Origin of the sequence: Geobacillus sp. E263 (assembly GCF_007197795.1) — a bacterium.
Classification (GTDB): Bacteria; Bacillota; Bacilli; order Bacillales; family Anoxybacillaceae; genus Parageobacillus_B; species Parageobacillus_B toebii.
The window spans coordinates 1,291,526-1,311,953 of sequence record NZ_CP041632.1; the positions used below are offsets into that span (position 1 = coordinate 1,291,526).

The following is a 20,428-nucleotide window of genomic DNA, read 5'->3' on the forward strand; positions in this document are numbered from 1 at the left end:
ATATTTAGGGGGTATCATTCATGATCACCAATTTAATAAAAACGTTTACTGAAATATTTGGAGGCGGAAATGAAGAAATTCGTATTTTCTTCGCGCCTGGCCGCGTGAATTTAATTGGCGAGCATACGGACTATAACGGCGGGCATGTGCTGCCGTGCGCTTTAGAAATGGGGACGTATGCGCTTGTGCGAAAAACGGCACATCCGTTTATCCGCTTTTACTCAAAAAATTTTCCGGAAACAGGGATCATTACCGTATCTTATGACGACCTATCCTACCAAGACAAGCACGGATGGGCAAATTATCCAAAGGGAGTTATTGCTGCGTTTCAATCGTTTTATCCGATCGAGACGGGACTTGATATTTTGTATTATGGAACGATCCCGAACGGTGCCGGGTTATCGTCTTCCGCTTCGATTGAATTAGTTACGGCGGTGATGATGAATGAGTTATTCGAGCAGCATATCGATATGCTCGAACTTGTGAAAATGAGCCAAAAAGTAGAAAATGAATATGTCGGCGTCAACTGTGGCATTATGGATCAATTTGCCGTCGGAATGGGAAAGCGAAATCATGCGATTCTCTTAAATTGCCAAACGCTGGCATACCGCTATATTCCTGTGGCGTTCAATCATTGTTCGATTGTCATCGCAAATACGAATAAAAAGCGTGGTTTGGCCGATTCAGCGTATAACGAACGAAGATCGACGTGTGAAGCTGCTTTGTTGAAATTAAAAGCGCAGCTAAATATCGAGTCGCTTGGCGAGCTGACAAGCAAGCAGTTAGAACAATATGATCACCTTCTTTCTCCAATCGAACAAAAGCGAGCACGCCATGCCGTGACGGAAAATGAACGAACGATAGAGGCGGCTACTGCGTTGGGAAAAGGAGATTTGGCGCGCTTTGGCGAGTTAATGAAACAATCCCACATTTCGTTGCGCGATGATTATGAAGTGACAGGATTAGAGCTTGATACGCTTGTTGAAGCGGCGTGGAACCACGAAGGGACGATTGGAGCCCGTATGACTGGAGCTGGTTTTGGCGGCTGTACCGTAAATATTGTAAAAGATGAGTTTATTCCTTCTTTTATTGAGCAAGTAGGCAATGAATATATGAAAAAAATTGGCTATGAAGCTAGTTTTTATGTTGTGAAAATTGGTGATGGAGCGAAAGAAATAACGGGAGAAAAGGAGATGAGCGTATGATTCTTGTCTGCGGCGGCGCAGGCTATATCGGCAGCCATGCGGTATATCGCTTAATCGAAAAGGGAGAAAAGGTCATTGTTGTTGATAATTTGCAAACAGGGCATCGGGAGGCCGTCCATCCGGAAGCGACCTTCTATCAAGGGGATATTCGCGACCGCGCGTTTTTGCGCGATGTATTTCGTAAGCATGAGATCGATACGGTGATTCATTTCGCCGCCAACTCCCTTGTCGGCGAAAGCATGCAAGAGCCGCTTAAATATTACGACAATAACGTTTACGGTACGCAAGTATTGTTAGAAGTAATGAACGAGTTCGGCGTGAAACAAATCGTCTTTTCCTCAACGGCGGCGGTGTATGGGGAACCAAAACAAATTCCAATTGTGGAAACGGATCCAACGCTGCCAACCAACACATATGGAGAAACGAAATTGGCGATGGAAAAAATGATGAAATGGGTCGATCGTGCTTACGGAATTCGTTACATCTCTCTTCGTTATTTTAATGTCGCGGGGGCATACGGGACGATCATCGGCGAAGACCATAATCCGGAAACGCACTTAATCCCGTTAATTTTAAAAGTGCCGCTTGGGCAGCGGGAAGAGATTCATATTTTTGGAGATGATTACGATACGCCTGACGGCACCTGCATCCGCGACTATATTCATGTTCTTGATTTAGTCGACGTCCATATTTTAGCTGTTGAAAAATTGCGAAGCGGTGCGGAAAGCAACGTTTATAATTTAGGAAACGGCAGCGGATTTACCGTAAAAGAAGTCATCGAAGCAGCTAGAAATGTAACAGGCCATCCGATTCCGGCACGCGTCGTGGCGCGGCGTCCGGGAGACCCGGCGAAGCTCGTCGCATCCTCGGAAAAAGCAAAACGAGAGCTCGGTTGGGAACCGAAATATACATCGATTATTGATATTGTCGCTTCCGCATGGGAGTGGCATCAAGCGAAACCGAACGGATATCGAGGTGTGTGACGGTGGCAGACATTTTTGAAGCGTTAGAACAGCTCATCCAATACGGGATCGCAAACGGACTGATTCATCGTGAAGATATCGTTTACACGCGCAATCGCCTGCTCGCGGCGCTGCAGTTAGAGGAGTGGAAACCAGTGGAGGTAAAGGATGTGTCCTTTTCCTCTCCTTCACCGATATTAGAGGCCATTTTAGATTGGGCGTACGAAAATGGCCGCATCAAGACGAATACGACGACAGAGCGGGATATATGGGACGCCAAGCTGATGAACTGTTTAATGCCGCGTCCATCCGAAGTGATCCGTGAATTTTATGCCAAATACAATAAAGACCCGAAACTAGCAACAGACTGGTTTTATTCTCTTAGCAAAGCCTCCAACTACATTCACACAGCGCGGATTGCGAAAAATAAACAATGGAAAACGAAAACAGAATACGGAGAGATTGATATTACGATCAATTTATCCAAACCGGAGAAAGACCCGAAAGAAATCGCCAAATTAAAAGACGCGCCGGCATCTTCGTACCCAAAGTGCGTGCTATGCAAAGAAAATGAAGGATACGAAGGAACGTGGCATCATCCGGCGCGCTCTAATCATCGCGTCATTCCTCTTACGTTATTAGACGAGAAGTGGTATTTCCAATATTCTCCATATGTGTATTACAATGAACATTGCATCGTGTTCCATGCTGAACATGTTCCGATGAAAATGGAACGAAAAACATTCGCGCGCTTACTTGATTTCATCGAAAAATTTCCGCATTATTTCATCGGCTCGAACGCTGATCTGCCGATTGTCGGCGGCTCGATTTTAGCGCATGATCATTTTCAAGGTGGAAACTACACGTTTGCGATGGAAAAAGCTGAAATCGAAGAATATGTTTCTTTTTCTGCTTTTCCGTCACTCGCGGCAGGGATCGTCCGCTGGCCGATGTCAGTCATTCGCCTTCGTGGCAAAAAAGAGGAAGTGCTCGAAGCGGCTGATGTCATTTACCGGACGTGGCAGACATATAGCGACCCGAGTGTCGATATTTATGCCAAAAGCGGCACTACTCCGCACAACACCGTCACGCCGATCGCGAGACGGCGCGCCGGTTTATTTGAAATGGATATCGTTTTGCGCAATAATCGGACATCACGTGAACATCCATACGGCATTTTTCATCCTCACGAAGAATTGCATCATATTAAAAAAGAAAATATCGGCTTAATCGAAGTGATGGGGCTTGCCGTTTTACCTGGAAGACTTGCGAAAGAATTGGACATATTAGCACAATATCTTATTCAACATACGAAAAAAGAGGATTGGGACCCAGCGTTGTTAAAACATTGGGACTGGTATGAAGAAATTCGCAGCAAATATACAGACATTACGAAAGAAACCGTGTTGGATATTTTACAGCATGAGGTAGGGCAGCGATTTATTACCGTATTAGAACACGCTGGTGTTTTTAAACGAACCGAGAGAGGAAAACAAGCATTTCGTACTTTTTTACGGAAAGTGCAGGAGAAGTTGTCATGATTCGGGAAGGAACGTTCAAAGGACTAAAAAGCATCATTTTGGAAAACAATTATATAAGAGCCGTGTTTTTGCCGGAGTACGGCAGTAAACTCGCTTCGTTAATCGATAAAGAAACGAATAAAGAATGGTTGTTTCAAGCAAAAAGCGATACGCTCACCATACCGAGTTACGGCGCTGTTTTTAGCGACTATGATTCTAGTGGATTCGATGAAGTATTTCCAAGCATCGATGCTTGTTTTGATCCTGTAACGGGAAAGCCGATTCCTGATCACGGAGAAGTATGGGCGCTTCCGTGGGAATATCGTTTGGAAGGGGAGACGGTTGTTTTTACTGTCAAAAGTCCTGTTTTCCCATATACGATGACAAAGCGAGTTTGGTTAGAAGTGAATCGACTTTGTTTTGATTATGCGGTCACCAATGATGGCGACACACGATTTTACTTTATTTGGACCCCTCATGCGCTTTTGCGATGTGACGAATATACAAAAATCATCGTTCCTGACAGTTTGACCAGCGTAATGACCGTCGAACATCAGACGGAACATCTTGGCGAATGGGGAACGATTCATCCGTATCCCGTTACGATTTCGCGAAAAACCGGGAAACCGTTGGATTTATCAAAAATGGAGCCGCCATCTGCGAACAACTGTGAGAAATTTTATTTTACCGAGCGCGTCCCGAAAGGAATGTGCGGAATCGTTCAAGAAAATACAGGACGCAAACTAATGTACCACTATCCAGCGGAAAAAATTCCGTATTTAGGAGTTTGGAAAACGCAAGGTGGCTATCGCGGCGACTATAATTTGGCGCTCGAACCGTGTACTGGAGTGTACGATCATTTGTCTGTCGCTCATGCCATTCGGAAAGTTTCATTTGTGGAACCAAAGGGAGTATTTACATGGTGGTTTCAAATAGAAATAGGGGCAGAATGATATGATCTAGAACATTGGTAAAGAAAATTTATTGTAAAAAAACATATGGAGGAAGGGATCTATTTCACTAATGGCGACGTTAAAAGAAATTGCGGAAAAAGTCGGCGTATCTGTTGCCACTGTATCACGCGTTCTTAATTATGATACAACCTTATCGGTATCGGATGAAACGAGAAAACGCATTTTCGAAGTAGCTCAACAATTGAATTATAAAACATTGCGGGAACGCAGCCAACAAACGAAAGAACGATTTCGATTTGGGCTGGTTCATTGGTATTCGGAACGGCAAGAACTTGATGATCCGTATTACATGGCGATTCGCTTAGGGGTAGAAAAAGAATGTTTTGAACGGCAAATCGAGCTGGTAAAGTTGTTTAAACAAAATGGTTCCTATCCAGAGGAGCGGATGGAAAATTTAGACGGAATTATTGCGGTTGGAAAGTTTGGGCCAAAAGATGTCAGTGCGTTTGCGGCAAGCACTGAGCATATCGTGTTTGTAGATTGTTCGCCAGATGAGCAAAAATTTGACTCCGTTGTCATTGATTTAAGGAAATCAACGATTACCGTGTTAGACTATCTTCTTCGACTCGGCCACAAAAAAATCGGCTATATTGGCGGGCGCGAATATGTAGACGGACAAACGCTTCTTCATGATGAGCGCGAAGCGACGTTTTACGAATATTTATACTTGAAAGGAATATATGATTCGCGATATGTATGGACAGGAAGTTTTACCGCTGAAGACGGCTATCGATTAATGAAACAAGCAATCTCTGCAAAAGACATTCCAACCGCGTTTTTTATCGCCAGTGATTCGATGGCGATTGGGGCGCTGCGCGCGCTTCATGAAGCGCAAATTCCAGTTCCTGATGATATATCTATCGTCGGATTTAATGATATTCCAACCGCGAAATTTATCCACCCGCCATTAACAACGGTAAAAGTGTATACAGAGTTTATGGGAGAGACGGCGGTAGAATTGTTAGTAGAGAGACTAACGACGAAGCGAACCATTTGCAAAAAAGTGGTTGTACCAACAAAACTCATTGTTCGAGAAAGCAGTCAAGTTTGTTCAAAAGGGAGCTGTTCAATGTAGCAGCTCCCTTTACTGCATTAGTGAAATTCGATATCAACGCGCTTTTTCGGACTAGATGTTGTTTTTGGAATATGGATATCGAGCACACCATTTTTATATGTTGCTTTAATGTTATCTGTTGCTGCATCCGATGGCAGCGTAATGGAACGTTGAAAACGGCCGAAGAAACGTTCGCGGCGGTGCATTTGTTCTTCTTTAATGTTTTGATCTCGCTGGATGGTGCCGCTAATCGTTAAAATATTGTTGTGTACGTCGATGTGCACGTCTTCTTTTTTCTCTAGACCAGGGAGATCGCACGATACGACATATTCGTTTTCCGTTTCATGCATATCCATGCGCGGCATCCCGATATGGTCATCCATATGGGTGAAAAGAGAAGGGAAATCGGTTGAAAAAAATCGGCTAAGGTCCTTGCGCATTGTTTCTAAATGGCGAAATGGATCATAAGGGATTAAAGACATAAACCAGCGCCCTCCTTTGGATCGTTAATATATTTGTCATCAAATAGTTTGTTTTAGGCAGCGCTGTTTTATACAAAGATTCTGTGAAAGGTTATTGTATAAAGAATGGGACTCCCAAATACGGAAGCCCCTTTACGCTTTTTATATAACCGACTCGCCCATTCGTTTTATTAGGACTAAATGTTTTATCTTAAACGAAATGACCTTACTATAAAAAAGCCCATCGAACCGAAAAGGATGATAAGAAATAGAGCTAAATCCCAAGTCCCGAAAGCTATATCGTGTCCATATGCTATTTTTACATCTTTCCAAATGCTGTAAGATATATAAATTAGTATTTCATTTTTTACAACGTTAATTACTCAATTAACAAATCGATTGGCTGCAGTCGTTTCGTTTTTAATTACTTCTTAGCCAAGTGGAATGAAGCCTATGAACAAACAGGTAAAGTTCTAACCTATAACATTTGTGCCAATCAGTTAAACCAATTGAAAAAGGAATTGGAATGGTTAAAAGAGGTCGATTCTACCGCACTTCAAAATGTGCTAAAACATCTGGACGATTTTCAAAAAACAGAATAACGTCCACGCTTCAAAAGCAAAAAAATCCTGTTTACAACTTTGCTCCAATTGTGGATATCAAAACAAAGAAGTCAAAACCCTAACCTTGCGGGTGTGGACATGTTCGAATTGTAGAACACATCATGACCGAGATGTAAACACCGCAAGAAATATCTTACAAGAAGGTATGAGATTAATCACTGCTGGACCGGCGGATTGAGCTCGGTCCATTTCTCTTCGGTAGAAGGGATTACCCAAGAATCCTCTGCCTTTAGGCACGGGGGGTGGTCAATTGTTCCATCACATTTATATGAATATGAATTAAAGATAATTTTTCTTGTTCTGATAGATTTGAGTTTATAATTCTTTTGATTGCATAATAAAATTTTATTTCAGGAGACTGACGTGTACGAGGATGAGACATTTCATCACGTAGTTCTTTTGCGATCGTTTCATAAAGAAGTGATTGGCTTTCTTGTTCATTCAGTTTTTCTGTTGTTAGGGAGCGATTTTTCCATAGGCTTTGATATGCTTCTAACAATACGGAAAATGAATGTTCCATTTATATATACTCCTCCCTCTATAAATGTTGATATATCAACGGTTGTGGCCGTTTCAGGGGTGTCAAAAAAATATTTTTCGACAAAGTTTCTAACATTATTTCTTAAATATGTGTATATCTTACATTGACTGGGTACGCTTCGCGGTCACTACTGGTTAAATTTGGTTGTAGTGGGGGAAGCGTATGGGATGCACCGTGGATCTCTGCATCGCTGATGATGACGAACCCTCCCATGTCTCTTGGCATCCTTGTGCCTACATTCCTTCGTTCGGTCTAGTCATCAGGCAGAGGCCGGCTAAGCTCCTTTAGGGACTCAAGGTCGAATGGATGATATCGCGCCAGCTTCTCCGTGTCATCCTTGTTGTCTAGAGAATCGAGACTATAGGCATCAAGCAGCCGTTTCGAGGCCAAAGATGTCCTGCATCATTCGCTTCGCATCGAACGCTTGGTGCTTCGTACATACAGCGTGCAATACCTTCAATAATTTTCCGCATCACACCACAATCGATTGCTTCTTCCGCAACGGATTATCAGGACGTGTCGTGTAATAGTCGTGCAGCTGCCGAAACGCTTCGTTGTGACGGATCATCGGCATCATCACCCGGAAGAGGAGGGCGCGCAACCGCCTTCTTCCACGCTTCGAGATCCGTTTTTGCCCTTTGTGTTGGCCGGAGGAATGTTCCCGCAGCGTCAGGCCCGCTAATTGGATAAGCTGCCGCGGATCCTGATAATGGGAGAAACTCCCGATCTCTGATAACAGTTCTACGATGGTCGCATCGCCTAAGCCCGGAACGGTCTTCAATCATTCGTACTCGATCGATGTCTGTACGAGTTCAATCAGCTGCTCTGTCAGTGCCTCGATTTCTTCTTCCAGTTGGCGGTACCGGCGGACAAGCGTGGCAATTTCGATACGGGCCATCTGTTGTCCTTCCGTTACGCCAATGGAGTGTTGGGCAAATTCCATCAACTTCTTCGCTTTCGGCTTTTGTGGCGATTGTAATCCCTCACTTTGCCGGTAAAGGGCCAGCACCTCTTCTAGTTCTTTTCCTGCCAGATCACTCGGAAATGGCGTATATTCCAGCACCGCGAGCGCCATTTTCCCAAATGACGGGAAGACTTGGGAAAACTCCGGAAAATATCGATCAAGCCAGCGAATCATTTGATTTCGAATCGCTCCCTGTTCTTCCACCAATTTGGAGCGAAATGTCGCTCCCACGCGCAGCTCCGCCTCCATCCCTTTCAGAATACGCGGATAGCTGAATCGGCCGTCTTTCACTAACCGGGCAATGACGAGCGCGTCTTTCGCATCATGCTTGGTTGGAAGGTTATCGTCCAGCTCTTTGGATCGCTTCACGTGCATCGGGTTTGTCATGACGAGAGGAATGCCCTTCTCGTCAAGAAAGTAAGCGAGATTGAGCCAATAATGTCCCGTTGGCTCGATGCCAACGATCACCTCGGTTTTTTCAAATTCCTTCATGGCTTCCACGATGCACTGGTACAACCATTCCAATCCTTCTCTCGATTGCAGAACGGGAAACGGCTTTTTTAACACCCTCCCTCGCTCATCTACAAAGCAGGCATAATGTTTTTTCTTTGCGATATCCATCCCAACCACCAGCGTTTGATCGGTGACTTGATTAATCTTCTTGTTTGAGATAGAATTCATGTATAGTCCTCCTTGGTATCCAAATTAGGGGTCAATTCGGTTAATTGACACCCTTGAATCATACCAAGAGGGCTTTTTTTATTCAAGTCCCCGAAAAAACTTCTAACAGGAATGCTCCTTTAAATAAATGTATGTATATTTGCAAAGATGTGTCGATGATATTATATACTAAAGTGGAAATAGGTTGGCAAAATAACATGAAAAAGTTACTTTTAAAAAATATATTGACAAAACATAAATAAGTTTGTAATATACAAAACGTCGCTTTAAGTGTGTCGAGTGGATAAACAAAAAAGTATTGACAACATATGATGATTTGAATATAATTATGATTTGCGTGAAATAACGAAGCTATTAAATGTAGGAAATTAAATATATTGACAATCTTGGATATTTAGTTATAATTGTTGTTGTCAGATGAATGAAGGTTTGATGTTAATGTTCCTTGAAAACTGAACAAAACGAAGCGTCCGCATAGAAAAGCGAAGGCGAGCGACACCTTGCGGTGTCGGCGCTGAAGTTGAAAAGAAGCCAATCAACTTTCTTTTTGGAGAGTTTGATCCTGGCTCAGGACGAACGCTGGCGGCGTGCCTAATACATGCAAGTCGAGCGGACCGAATGGAAGCTTGCTTTCATTCGGTTAGCGGCGGACGGGTGAGTAACACGTGGGTAACCTGCCCGTAAGACCGGGATAACTCCGGGAAACCGGGGCTAATACCGGATAACACCGAAGACCGCATGGTCTTTGGTTGAAAGGTGGCTTTTGCTACCACTTACGGATGGGCCCGCGGCGCATTAGCTAGTTGGTGAGGTAACGGCTCACCAAGGCGACGATGCGTAGCCGGCCTGAGAGGGTGACCGGCCACACTGGGACTGAGACACGGCCCAGACTCCTACGGGAGGCAGCAGTAGGGAATCTTCCGCAATGGACGAAAGTCTGACGGAGCGACGCCGCGTGAGCGAAGAAGGTCTTCGGATCGTAAAGCTCTGTTGTTAGGGACGAAGAAGTACCGTTCGAATAGGGCGGTACGGTGACGGTACCTAACGAGAAAGCCCCGGCTAACTACGTGCCAGCAGCCGCGGTAATACGTAGGGGGCGAGCGTTGTCCGGAATTATTGGGCGTAAAGCGCGCGCAGGCGGTCCCTTAAGTCTGATGTGAAAGCCCACGGCTCAACCGTGGAGGGTCATTGGAAACTGGGGGACTTGAGTGCAGAAGAGGAGAGCGGAATTCCACGTGTAGCGGTGAAATGCGTAGAGATGTGGAGGAACACCAGTGGCGAAGGCGGCTCTCTGGTCTGTAACTGACGCTGAGGCGCGAAAGCGTGGGGAGCAAACAGGATTAGATACCCTGGTAGTCCACGCCGTAAACGATGAGTGCTAGGTGTTAGAGGGGTTTTACCCTTTAGTGCTGTAGCTAACGCGTTAAGCACTCCGCCTGGGGAGTACGGCCGCAAGGCTGAAACTCAAAGGAATTGACGGGGGCCCGCACAAGCGGTGGAGCATGTGGTTTAATTCGAAGCAACGCGAAGAACCTTACCAGGTCTTGACATCCCCTGACAACCCTGGAGACAGGGCGTTCCCCCTTCGGGGGGACAGGGTGACAGGTGGTGCATGGTTGTCGTCAGCTCGTGTCGTGAGATGTTGGGTTAAGTCCCGCAACGAGCGCAACCCTCGCCCCTAGTTGCCAGCATTCAGTTGGGCACTCTAGGGGGACTGCCGGTGACAAACCGGAGGAAGGTGGGGATGACGTCAAATCATCATGCCCCTTATGACCTGGGCTACACACGTGCTACAATGGGCGGTACAAAGGGCTGCGAACCCGCGAGGGGGAGCGAATCCCAAAAAGCCGCTCTCAGTTCGGATTGCAGGCTGCAACTCGCCTGCATGAAGCCGGAATCGCTAGTAATCGCGGATCAGCATGCCGCGGTGAATACGTTCCCGGGCCTTGTACACACCGCCCGTCACACCACGAGAGCTTGCAACACCCGAAGTCGGTGAGGTAACCCGTAAGGGAGCCAGCCGCCGAAGGTGGGGCAAGTGATTGGGGTGAAGTCGTAACAAGGTAGCCGTACCGGAAGGTGCGGCTGGATCACCTCCTTTCTAAGGACTGTATGTGTGTGAAATAAGGTGGGCGCTTCGGGTTTGTTCAGTTTTGAGGGAGCATTCTACTCCTTCAAGTGCTTTGCGTCTGCGTCTACGAGTGGATTCAGAGAAGCTAGATTCCTCGACGCAAGGCAGCAGAGAAGTTGATTCAAGGCAGTAGCCTTGTTCAGTTTTGAGGGAACATTACCCATTCCTTCAAACGTTTTGTGTCTGCGTCTGCTAGTGAATTCGAGGAAGCAGGATTCCTCGACACAAGGTAGCAGAGAAGTTGATTCAAGGCAGTAGCCTTGTTCAATTTTGAGGGAACATTTATTCCTTCAATTGCTTTGCGTCTGCGTCTTCTAGCAGATTCGGGGAAGCTGGATTCCTCGACGCAAAACTGCAGGGAAGCAGACTCAAGAAGCCGTTTCGTTCCTTGAAAACTAGATAACCGGAAGGAAAAGCGGAGGCGCCGCGATCAGCTCCGCGATCAGCTCTCGAAGCTAAATGTTCTTCACCTGCAGAAGTGCTTGCACTTCAAGGGAGAAGGTTATTTGGCACAAGAGAGCTAGGCGCCGAAGCTAGACATAGGAAGAAGCCGAGAAGCGAAGGCGGCAAGCATGAAGCTGTTTTCGCATGGTTAAGTTAGAAAGGGCGCACGGTGGATGCCTTGGCACTAGGAGCCGATGAAGGACGGGGCAAACGCCGAAACGCTTCGGGGAGCTGTAAGCAAGCGTTGATCCGGAGATGTCCGAATGGGGAAACCCACTGCCCGTAATGGGGCAGTATCCATACCTGAATCCATAGGGTATGGAGGGCACACCCGGGGAACTGAAACATCTAAGTACCCGGAGGAGAAGAAAGCAACCGCGATTCCCTGAGTAGCGGCGAGCGAAACGGGAACAGCCCAAACCAAGAGGCTTGCCTCTTGGGGTTGTAGGACCACTCACATGGGAGTTACAAAGGAACGGGGTAGACGAAGCGGTCTGGAAAGGCCCGCCAGAGAAGGTGACAGCCCTGTAGTCGAAACTTCGTTCCCTCCCGAGTGGATCCTGAGTACGGCGGGACACGGGGAATCCCGTCGGAAGCAGGGAGGACCATCTCCCAAGGCTAAATACTCCCTAGTGACCGATAGTGAACCAGTACCGTGAGGGAAAGGTGAAAAGCACCCCGGAAGGGGAGTGAAAGAGAACCTGAAACCGTGTGCCTACAAGTAGTCAGAGCCCGTTTATGGGTGATGGCGTGCCTTTTGTAGAATGAACCGGCGAGTTACGATGACGTGCGAGGTTAAGTCGAAGAGACGGAGCCGCAGCGAAAGCGAGTCTGAATAGGGCGTTTAGTACGTCGTCGTAGACCCGAAACCAGGTGATCTACCCATGTCCAGGGTGAAGGTAGGGTAACACCTACTGGAGGCCCGAACCCACGCACGTTGAAAAGTGCGGGGATGAGGTGTGGGTAGGGGTGAAATGCCAATCGAACCTGGAGATAGCTGGTTCTCCCCGAAATAGCTTTAGGGCTAGCCTCAAGGGAAGAGTCTTGGAGGTAGAGCACTGATTGAGCTAGGGGCCCTCATCGGGTTACCGAACTCAGTCAAACTCCGAATGCCAATGACTTATCCTTGGGAGTCAGACTACGAGTGATAAGATCCGTGGTCGAGAGGGAAACAGCCCAGACCACCAGCTAAGGTCCCAAAGTGCACGTTAAGTGGAAAAGGATGTGGAGTTGCCCAGACAACCAGGATGTTGGCTTAGAAGCAGCCATCATTTAAAGAGTGCGTAATAGCTCACTGGTCGAGTGACTCTGCGCCGAAAATGTACCGGGGCTAAACGTGCCACCGAAGCTGTGGGATGACCGTTGGTCATCGGTAGGGGAGCGTTCTAAGCGCGCCGAAGCGAGACCGGAAGGACTCGTGGAGCGCTTAGAAGTGAGAATGCCGGTGTGAGTAGCGAAAACAGAGGTGAGAATCCTCTGCACCGAAAGCCTAAGGTTTCCTGAGGAAGGTTCGTCCGCTCAGGGTTAGTCGGGACCTAAGCCGAGGCCGAAAGGCGTAGGCGATGGGCAACAGGTTGAGATTCCTGTACCACCTCCTCACCGTTTGAGCAATGGGGGGACGCAGGAAGGTAGGGCGAGCAGGCTGCTGGAATAGCCTGTCCAAGCGGTTAGGCTGCCAGATAGGCAAATCCGTCTGGCGCAAAGGCTGAGCCGTGATGGCGAAGGGACCATCGGTCCCGAAGTCCCCGATCCTACACTGCCAAGAAAAGCCTCTAGCGAGGTGAGAGGTGCCCGTACCGCAAACCGACACAGGTAGGCGAGGAGAGAATCCTAAGGTGCGCGGGAGAACTCTCGTTAAGGAACTCGGCAAAATGACCCCGTAACTTCGGGAGAAGGGGTGCTCTCTTGGGTGATGAGCCCGAGAGAGCCGCAGTGAAAAGGCCCAAGCGACTGTTTACCAAAAACACAGGTCTCTGCGAAGCCGAAAGGCGAAGTATAGGGGCTGACACCTGCCCGGTGCTGGAAGGTTAAGGGGAGCGCTTAAGCCGCAAGGCTGAAGGTGCGAACCGAAGCCCCAGTAAACGGCGGCCGTAACTATAACGGTCCTAAGGTAGCGAAATTCCTTGTCGGGTAAGTTCCGACCCGCACGAAAGGTGTAACGACTTGGGCACTGTCTCAACGAGAGACCCGGTGAAATCATACTACCTGTGAAGATGCAGGTTACCCGCGACAGGACGGAAAGACCCCGTGGAGCTTTACTGCAGCCTGATATGGAATTTTGGTATCGCTTGTACAGGATAGGTGGGAGCCTGAGAAGCCGGAGCGCCAGCTTCGGTGGAGGCGCCGGTGGGATACCACCCTGGCGGTATTGAAATTCTAACCCGCACCCCTTATCGGGGTGGGAGACAGTGTCAGGTGGGCAGTTTGACTGGGGCGGTCGCCTCCCAAAAGGTAACGGAGGCGCCCAAAGGTTCCCTCAGAATGGTTGGAAATCATTCGTAGAGTGCAAAGGCACAAGGGAGCTTGACTGCGAGACGGACAGGTCGAGCAGGGACGAAAGTCGGGCTTAGTGATCCGGTGGTTCCGTATGGAAGGGCCATCGCTCAACGGATAAAAGCTACCCCGGGGATAACAGGCTGATCTCCCCCAAGAGTCCACATCGACGGGGAGGTTTGGCACCTCGATGTCGGCTCATCGCATCCTGGGGCTGTAGTCGGTCCCAAGGGTTGGGCTGTTCGCCCATTAAAGCGGTACGCGAGCTGGGTTCAGAACGTCGTGAGACAGTTCGGTCCCTATCCGTCGCGGGCGCAGGAAATTTGAGAGGAGCTGTCCTTAGTACGAGAGGACCGGGATGGACGCACCGCTGGTGTACCAGTTGTCCCGCCAGGGGCACCGCTGGGTAGCTATGTGCGGAAGGGATAAGCGCTGAAAGCATCTAAGCGTGAAGCCCCCCTCAAGATGAGATTTCCCATCGCGTCAAGCGAGTAAGATCCCTCGAAGATGACGAGGTCGATAGGTCCGAGGTGGAAGCGTGGCGACACGTGGAGCTGACGGATACTAATCGATCGAGGACTTAACCAAGCGGAAAAGCGGAGGTGCCGCGCTTAGCTCTCGAAGCCAAATGTTCTTCACCCGTAGAGGTGCTTGCACCTCAAGGGAGAAGGTTATTTGGCGCAAGAGAGCTAGGCACCGGAGCTAGACAAAGCGAAAAGTGGAGGACGCTAGGAGCTAGACAACGGAAAAGCGTAGGCCGCCTACGCAAAACGGCTTCTTCCAAACAGACGGTTATCTAGTTTTGAGGGAATGAACATATATAAAATAGAAGTAATTTAGTGATAAAACGCCGTTTTGCTAAGATAGGAATCATGAATTTTAAGTTTCGTCTTTTGCTTCATAAAGTAATGTGCGCTCGTAGCTCAACTGGATAGAGCGTCTGACTACGGATCAGAAGGTTAGGGGTTCGAGTCCTCTCGAGCGCGCCATTTCGGGAAGTAGCTCAGCTTGGTAGAGCACATGGTTTGGGACCATGGGGTCGCAGGTTCGAATCCTGTCTTCCCGACCATGAGAAGAGTTTACATACATATACATAACTTTTATACATAATGTCTATTAAAGAGTAAATACAAAAACTCTTGGCTTTAGTCATGTAGAGTTTTAAATTCCATTAGAACGGCAAGTTAAGTATTTCATGTTTATTTGGGATAGGTAGGGAAGTGGATAGACTTCGAAGAGTGTAAATCCGCTCCCTTTGGATTGGCGGTTTGAATGATATGATATAGGGGCATAGTTTAATGGTAGAACAGAGGTCTCCAAAACCTCCGGTGTGGGTTCGATTCCTACTGCCCCTGTATAAACCTTAAAATGAAGTTTAGCAAGCGATGAAATGATGATACATTGGGCTATAGCCAAGTGGTAAGGCAACGGACTTTGACTCCGTGATGCGCTGGTTCGAATCCAGCTAGCCCAGCCAATTGCGGAAGTAGTTCAGTGGTAGAACACCACCTTGCCAAGGTGGGGGTCGCGGGTTCGAGTCCCGTCTTCCGCTTTTCTTGGCGGCATAGCCAAGTGGTAAGGCAGAGGTCTGCAAAACCTTCATCCCCGGTTCGAATCCGGGTGCCGCCTCCAATTGTGCGGGTGTAGTTTAGTGGTAAAACTTCAGCTTCCCAAGCTGACGTCGTGGGTTCGATTCCCATCACCCGCTTTTTTTTCTTGCTTCTAGTTGTCGCAATATCATTAAAAACTGTTAGAGCATTGCCTCGATGCATCTGGCTTCCCTTGAGTCAGCTCGTAGAGGAAGAGGCAGCCGTTGAAAAAATAGGAGTGTAAATAATTCTATGTCCCAGTAGCTCAGCCGGATAGAGCAACGAGCATTACATCTATGAATCCACTGCGAGTTGTCTCGACGCATCCCGCTTCCTTGAGTTAGCTAGTAGAGGAAGAGACAGCCAGCTAAAAATATAAGTATAATAACACCATGTCCCAGTAGCTCAGCCGGATAGAGCAACGAGCATTACATCTATGAATCCGCTCCGAGTTGCCCCGACGCATCTTACTTCCCTGAATTCGCTAGTAGAGGAAGGGGCAGCGAAGCTAAAGAGTGTATAACACCATGTCCCAGTAGCTCAGCTGGATAGAGCAACGAGCATTACATCTATGAATCCACTGCGAGTTGTCTCGACGCATCCCGCTTCCTTGAGTTAGCTAGTAGAGGAAGAGACAGCCAGCTAAAAATATAAGTATAATAACACCATGTCCCAGTAGCTCAGCTGGATAGAGCAACGAGCGATGCATCATTGAATTCGCTGCGAGTTGCCTCGACGCATCCAGCATCTTTGAATCAGCTGGTAGAGGAAGAGGCAGCTGTTGAAAAATAGGAGTGTAAATAACACCATGTCCCAGTAGCTCAGCTGGATAGAGCAACGAGCATTACATCTATGAATCCGCTCCGAGTTGCCTCGACGCATCCAGCATCTTTGAATCAGCTGGTAGAGGAAGAGGCAGCTGTTGAAAAATAGGAGTGTAAATAACACTATGTCCCAGTAGCTCAGCTGGATAGAGCAACGAGCGATGCATCATTGAATTCGCTGCGAGTTGCCTCGACGCATCCAGCATCTTTGAATCAGCTGGTAGAGGAAGAGGCAGCTGTTGAAAAATAGGAGTGTAAATAACACTATGTCCCAGTAGCTCAGCTGGATAGAGCAACGAGCGATGCATCATTGAATTCGCTGCGAGTTGCCTCGACGCATCCAGCATCTTTGAATCAGCTGGTAGAGGAAGAGGCAGCTGTTGAAAAATAGGAGTGTAAATAATACTATGTCCCAGTAGCTCAGCTGGATAGAGCAGCGGCCTTCTAAGCCGTCGGTCGGGAGTTCGAATCTCTCCTGGGACGCTATGCAAAAAACCAGCCTTAACGGCTGGCTTTTTGTTGTAATTGCAAGCGATAAAGTGATAAGAAGACAACCCGGATAGTGGGGGGCAATGAAAAAGCGGTCAATAGCCGCTTCTTTTTTTATCTTTTTTTTACCAAGAAGCCCCCACTTCTAAGCGAAGCATAGGCAATGAAATGATGATGTAATGCCGGATGAGCGCACCGCTTACTTTGGAAACGATGGTGAATATACAGCGCTGTTTATGTATGTGGCTGATAAACCGCGTGATTTGTCAGCCGACACCTTATATGCGGCGAAATTTATGCAAACAAGCGCAGAAAACGGCGGGACCGGCAAGTTAGAATGGATTAAACTTGGATATGCTGCGGATAAAGAAATTAAACGCATGATTGATAAAGGCATTAAATTTTTCATAGAAGCGAATATTAGGGGTAAACAATTAGTTCACGTAACAGTTCTAGGAAAGAAAGATCCACTAATCGTTCCAGTGAAAGAAGTACTTTGATCATGTCGATGGCGCCTGCAGATAACCTAACTCCAAACGGGTTGTATCTCAAATAAGCGTCCATCGAATATTTATCCAATTCAGCAGGAAAGTGCAGTTATGCAAAAATGGAGCAGCATACATCCTGCTTCTTTTAGTTCTAGTGCAAGAAATCTATAAAACCAGGACATACTGATACTACTAAAATAGTATTGATGATGGAAAAACAGGTGTCAGTATTCTCAGGAGGATTATGCAGCTTTTTACATTTCAATCCAATTAATAACATAATTTAGCTGAAATTTTACACCATGATAAAAATCTGTATTGTAAATGAAAACAATTTGAAACTTTATTGCAAAAGTAAGTTTGCTAGAATATCTAAGGATAGAAACAGGAAAGTTTTAATAACTATATAATACGGTATGTAAAATATATAGGTCGGGGGATAAACATGACGTTAGAGAATCAACTGATCAAAAAAACATTTTATGAAACATTGATGGAAGCAGATGAAAAAAATCCTGTCCGTGTGCTCGGAGAAGCTTTTCTTGCCGGGCATAAAGATCAGACAGCTGACATCTCCACCATCCGTTTTGCCCAGGGAGAAGTATATTTTCATCACAAAGATTATGAAGCAGCTATTTTCAAATGGGAAAACGTTCATAATGATTTAGAACCGTGGGCGAAGAAAAATATAGCGGATTGTTACCATGAAATCGGGCAATTATCAACAGCTGAAGAGATTTATAAATCCATTGATACGGAAAGCAGTGTCTTGCAATCGGAAGTTGCACTGCAATTATTTTCGCTTTATATAGACCAAGGCAAGCTTGAAAAGTCTGCTTTTATCAATTCGGTCCTCGGAGAAAATATCCAAACTGCTCCGACATCTTCCGCTATTGTATTTAAGGGGAATGAGGAGACGGAGATTAGAAAAATATCCGATGAAGAATTAACCACATTTTCAAGTTTCCATGAATTCCAGGAGGCAGTAGATAGACGGCTGAATAAGGATTTTGACAATGCGATTGTGGAGTTTTCTCTTCCATCGCCAATTTTGCAGGAAAACAGGCTAGTTCTTATGGATACGCCGGGATTTAGCGACCGTAATGATATGGAAGAAGCCCTAAAATATCTGCATTTTGCCGACAGTTTATTATTTGTGCTTGATGCGAACGATCCTTTTACCGAACAAGAACAAGAGATCCTAATGCTGATTCGGGAATATGCCCCTAATCTTTCAATTCATTTTCTGCTCAATAAAATCGATGAAATTTATGATGAACAAGAAGCCGCCGAAATTATTGAAGACACTCGTTCGAGAGTTCGGGCATATATTCCGCAGGCTCGGGTGTTTGCCTATTCATCACGTTTAAGAAGCAGAAAACAACAAAATGATCTGGCCGAGTTCTTGAAAAACTTGAGCAGACCAATTGCGGAAGACGATCGAATGGAAAAAATATTAATCTTTATTCGTCAATTAATCAATCATTTATTGGATAAACGGGCAGAAATGGAAAACAGCCTGGCTGATTCGATTAAATGGAATGAAGAGATGGTTACAAAGTTAAACGGTGCAATCCATCAATTAACGGATTTGAAAGAAGAAAAAGCGCGAATTATCAAGAGAACGTTCCATAAAGTCTTGGAGGAAATCAGATCGGACCTATCGGAAAATATTCCGAAAATTTTACGAGAAAGTTCTAATCTGATTAGAGAAGACAGTGATTTCCGTAAAATTCACGAGAACATCCGCTGGAAGCCCACTGCTTTAGCTGTGGGAGGAAGGCGGGGTTTATATTTTCAGTATATATTGAATTTTTCGTTCAATGTAAGTACACTGGATTTAGAAAGGTAGGTGAATCAAGAATGCTCTGCACTCTCAAGATTAAATTAATGCCAACTCTTGAACAGTTTCATGCGCTGCTGGAAACAATGAAACGGTTTAACCAAGCATGCAACTATATTAGCGAGATTGCTTTTCGCTCCAGAACCTTTTCCAAAACGAAAATCCAGCGGCTTTGCTACTATGACGTCAGGGAAAAATTTGGCCTCTCTGCCCAAATGACCGTTCGTGCCATCGGCAAAGTGTCGGAAAGCTATCGTTTGGATAAAAAAAACTTGCATAACTTTAAAGAAACCGGTGCCATCGTGTATGATGAAAGAATCCTGTCCTTTAAAGGGTTAGAGTATGCTTCCATCCTTACCTTGCAAGGAAGAAAGGAAATCCCTATGGTCATTAGCCGCTACCATCAAGGTTTGCTGTGCGGCAACCGTGTTCGGGGTCAAGCCGATTTAGTCCTTCAAAACGGTATTTTTTATTTACTGCTCGTGGTGGACGTTCCCGAAGGCCAGCCCAATTCCGAAAACGGATTTATCGGTGTGGACCTTGGCATCATTAATATCGCCGTCGATAGCACCGGTGAGGTATTTTCCGGCTCGAAGGTCAACGGGCTGCGCCGCCGCCATGCGAAACTTCGCGCCAAACTCCAAAAGAAAGGCACCAAGTCAGCGAAACGCCTGCTTAAAAAGCGTTCCAAGAAGGAAAAACTATTTGCCCGTGATGTGAACCACTGCATTAGCAAGAAGATTGTTGAAAAGGCAAAGGCACTCGGATGCGGCATTGCCCTTGAAGATTTAAAGGGCATCCGCCAACGCACCGAGAAAACGGTTAAAAAGCAACAGCGTCGTCAACACTCTTCTTGGTCTTTTTATCAGTTGAGAAAGTTTATTGAGTATAAAGCGGCGATCGCTGGCGTGCCGGTGGTATTGGTTCATCCAAAAAATACTTCCCGCACCTGTCCGGTTTGCGGACATGTGGCCAAAGAAAACAGACCGTCAAGGGATCAGTTTTGTTGTCGAGCTTGTGGGTACGCTGCCCCTGCCGACAACGTGGCTGCGGAAAACATCCGCAGGGCTGCTGTCAACCAGCCGAACGCGGCAGCCAATTAGGCTAGCTGCAAGCCCACGGCTTTAGCCGTTGGGTAGTTG

Annotated in this window: 8 protein-coding genes, 8 tRNA genes, 2 rRNA genes and 6 pseudogenes; 20 read left to right on the forward strand and 4 right to left on the reverse strand. The window is 46.6% G+C overall.

The genetic code is table 11. The annotated features are described in order from the left end of the window. Window positions 1-20: 20 nt before the first annotated feature. From FNL97_RS06730 to FNL97_RS06750, 5 genes are all read left to right on the forward strand, one after another. Window positions 21-1,205, forward strand: a complete 1,185-nt coding sequence (locus FNL97_RS06730; protein WP_143415250.1) for a galactokinase — start codon at window positions 21-23, stop codon at window positions 1,203-1,205. Continuing rightward, window positions 1,202-2,188, forward strand: coding sequence for a UDP-glucose 4-epimerase GalE (gene galE / locus FNL97_RS06735; RefSeq protein ID WP_143415251.1), 987 nt, complete (start codon window positions 1,202-1,204; stop codon window positions 2,186-2,188). Before FNL97_RS06730 ends, galE begins: the two co-directional genes overlap by 4 nt. A 2-nt stretch (window positions 2,189-2,190) precedes the next feature. After that, window positions 2,191-3,708, forward strand: coding sequence for a UDP-glucose--hexose-1-phosphate uridylyltransferase (galT, locus tag FNL97_RS06740; RefSeq protein WP_143415252.1), 1,518 nt, complete (start codon window positions 2,191-2,193; stop codon window positions 3,706-3,708). Then, entirely contained in the window at window positions 3,705-4,640 is a 936-nt protein-coding gene (locus FNL97_RS06745; RefSeq protein WP_143415253.1) for an aldose epimerase family protein, read from the forward strand. Before galT ends, FNL97_RS06745 begins: the two co-directional genes overlap by 4 nt. A 70-nt stretch (window positions 4,641-4,710) precedes the next feature. Further along, a complete protein-coding gene (locus FNL97_RS06750) occupies window positions 4,711-5,736 on the forward strand; it encodes a LacI family DNA-binding transcriptional regulator (protein WP_089097826.1) in 1,026 nt (341 codons plus the stop codon). Between the two features lie 17 nt (window positions 5,737-5,753). On the opposite strand, the gene FNL97_RS06755 is transcribed toward FNL97_RS06750, so the two are convergent. Then, window positions 5,754-6,197: an Hsp20/alpha crystallin family protein gene (locus tag FNL97_RS06755; protein ID WP_062752630.1), complete on the reverse strand. Its 444-nt coding sequence runs from the start codon at window positions 6,195-6,197 to the stop codon at window positions 5,754-5,756. A 341-nt stretch (window positions 6,198-6,538) separates the two neighbouring features. Here FNL97_RS06755 and FNL97_RS06760 point away from each other — a divergent pair. Both FNL97_RS06760 and FNL97_RS18700 read left to right on the forward strand, forming a co-directional pair. After that, window positions 6,539-6,877, forward strand: a pseudogene (locus tag FNL97_RS06760) (helix-turn-helix domain-containing protein); the annotation flags it as partial. Continuing rightward, a pseudogene (locus FNL97_RS18700) lies at window positions 6,858-6,977 on the forward strand (zinc ribbon domain-containing protein); the annotation flags it as partial. The pseudogenes FNL97_RS06760 and FNL97_RS18700, both read left to right, overlap by 20 nt. 51 nt (window positions 6,978-7,028) lie before the next feature. Here the strand turns inward: FNL97_RS18700 and yoyC are convergent. Together yoyC and FNL97_RS06775 are read right to left on the reverse strand one after the other, a co-directional pair. Beyond that, a complete protein-coding gene (gene yoyC / locus FNL97_RS06770) occupies window positions 7,029-7,319 on the reverse strand; it encodes a protein YoyC (protein ID WP_015864218.1) in 291 nt (96 codons plus the stop codon). Window positions 7,320-7,707: 388 nt separating this feature from the next. Continuing rightward, window positions 7,708-8,985: pseudogene (locus FNL97_RS06775) on the reverse strand (IS110 family RNA-guided transposase). Window positions 8,986-9,529: 544 nt separating this feature from the next. On the opposite strand from FNL97_RS06775, the gene FNL97_RS06780 reads away from it, so the two are divergent. The 11 genes and pseudogenes from FNL97_RS06780 to FNL97_RS06830 all read left to right on the forward strand — a co-directional run. Continuing rightward, window positions 9,530-11,086: ribosomal RNA gene (locus FNL97_RS06780) — 16S ribosomal RNA — on the forward strand. Between the two features lie 620 nt (window positions 11,087-11,706). After that, window positions 11,707-14,641: ribosomal RNA gene (locus FNL97_RS06785) — 23S ribosomal RNA — on the forward strand. The 16S and 23S rRNA genes sit together here with 7 tRNA genes alongside, the layout of an rRNA operon. Before the next feature lie 324 nt (window positions 14,642-14,965). Beyond that, a tRNA-Arg gene (locus FNL97_RS06790) sits at window positions 14,966-15,042 on the forward strand. A 3-nt stretch (window positions 15,043-15,045) separates the two neighbouring features. Then, window positions 15,046-15,122: transfer RNA gene (locus tag FNL97_RS06795), tRNA-Pro, on the forward strand. A gap of 215 nt (window positions 15,123-15,337) precedes the next feature. After that, window positions 15,338-15,408, forward strand: a tRNA-Trp gene (locus FNL97_RS06800). A 47-nt stretch (window positions 15,409-15,455) separates the two neighbouring features. After that, window positions 15,456-15,530, forward strand: a tRNA-Gln gene (locus FNL97_RS06805). 3 nt (window positions 15,531-15,533) lie between these two features. After that, a tRNA-Gly gene (locus FNL97_RS06810) sits at window positions 15,534-15,605 on the forward strand. A gap of 6 nt (window positions 15,606-15,611) precedes the next feature. Further along, window positions 15,612-15,685 (forward strand) — tRNA-Cys (locus FNL97_RS06815). Window positions 15,686-15,690: 5 nt separating this feature from the next. Next, window positions 15,691-15,761 (forward strand) — tRNA-Gly (locus FNL97_RS06820). Between the two features lie 1,114 nt (window positions 15,762-16,875). Then, window positions 16,876-16,949, forward strand: a tRNA-Arg gene (locus FNL97_RS06825). Window positions 16,950-17,131: 182 nt separating this feature from the next. After that, window positions 17,132-17,359: pseudogene (locus FNL97_RS06830) on the forward strand (alkaline phosphatase); the annotation flags it as partial. On the opposite strand, the pseudogene FNL97_RS18335 reads toward FNL97_RS06830, so the two are convergent. Further along, window positions 17,360-17,534 (reverse strand): annotated as a pseudogene (locus FNL97_RS18335) (amine oxidase); the annotation flags it as partial. It lies immediately after the preceding pseudogene. 354 nt (window positions 17,535-17,888) lie between these two features. Here FNL97_RS18335 and FNL97_RS06840 point away from each other — a divergent pair. Together FNL97_RS06840 and FNL97_RS06845 are read left to right on the forward strand one after the other, a co-directional pair. Continuing rightward, a pseudogene (locus FNL97_RS06840) lies at window positions 17,889-19,181 on the forward strand (dynamin family protein); the annotation flags it as partial. A gap of 125 nt (window positions 19,182-19,306) precedes the next feature. Continuing rightward, a complete protein-coding gene (locus FNL97_RS06845; protein ID WP_143415254.1) occupies window positions 19,307-20,389 on the forward strand; it encodes an RNA-guided endonuclease InsQ/TnpB family protein in 1,083 nt (360 codons plus the stop codon). Window positions 20,390-20,428: the final 39 nt, after the last annotated feature.

Coding starts and splice junctions, on each gene's coding strand:
- galE (WP_143415251.1), top strand. CDS start 1,202: ATGATTCTTGTCTGCGGCGGCGCAGGCTATATCGGCAGCCATGCGGTA.
- FNL97_RS06745 (WP_143415253.1), top strand. CDS start 3,705: ATGATTCGGGAAGGAACGTTCAAAGGACTAAAAAGCATCATTTTGGAA.
- yoyC (WP_015864218.1), bottom strand. CDS start 7,319: ATGGAACATTCATTTTCCGTATTGTTAGAAGCATATCAAAGCCTATGG.
- FNL97_RS06730 (WP_143415250.1), top strand. CDS start 21: ATGATCACCAATTTAATAAAAACGTTTACTGAAATATTTGGAGGCGGA.
- FNL97_RS06845 (WP_143415254.1), top strand. CDS start 19,307: ATGCTCTGCACTCTCAAGATTAAATTAATGCCAACTCTTGAACAGTTT.
- FNL97_RS06750 (WP_089097826.1), top strand. CDS start 4,711: ATGGCGACGTTAAAAGAAATTGCGGAAAAAGTCGGCGTATCTGTTGCC.
- FNL97_RS06755 (WP_062752630.1), bottom strand. CDS start 6,197: ATGTCTTTAATCCCTTATGATCCATTTCGCCATTTAGAAACAATGCGC.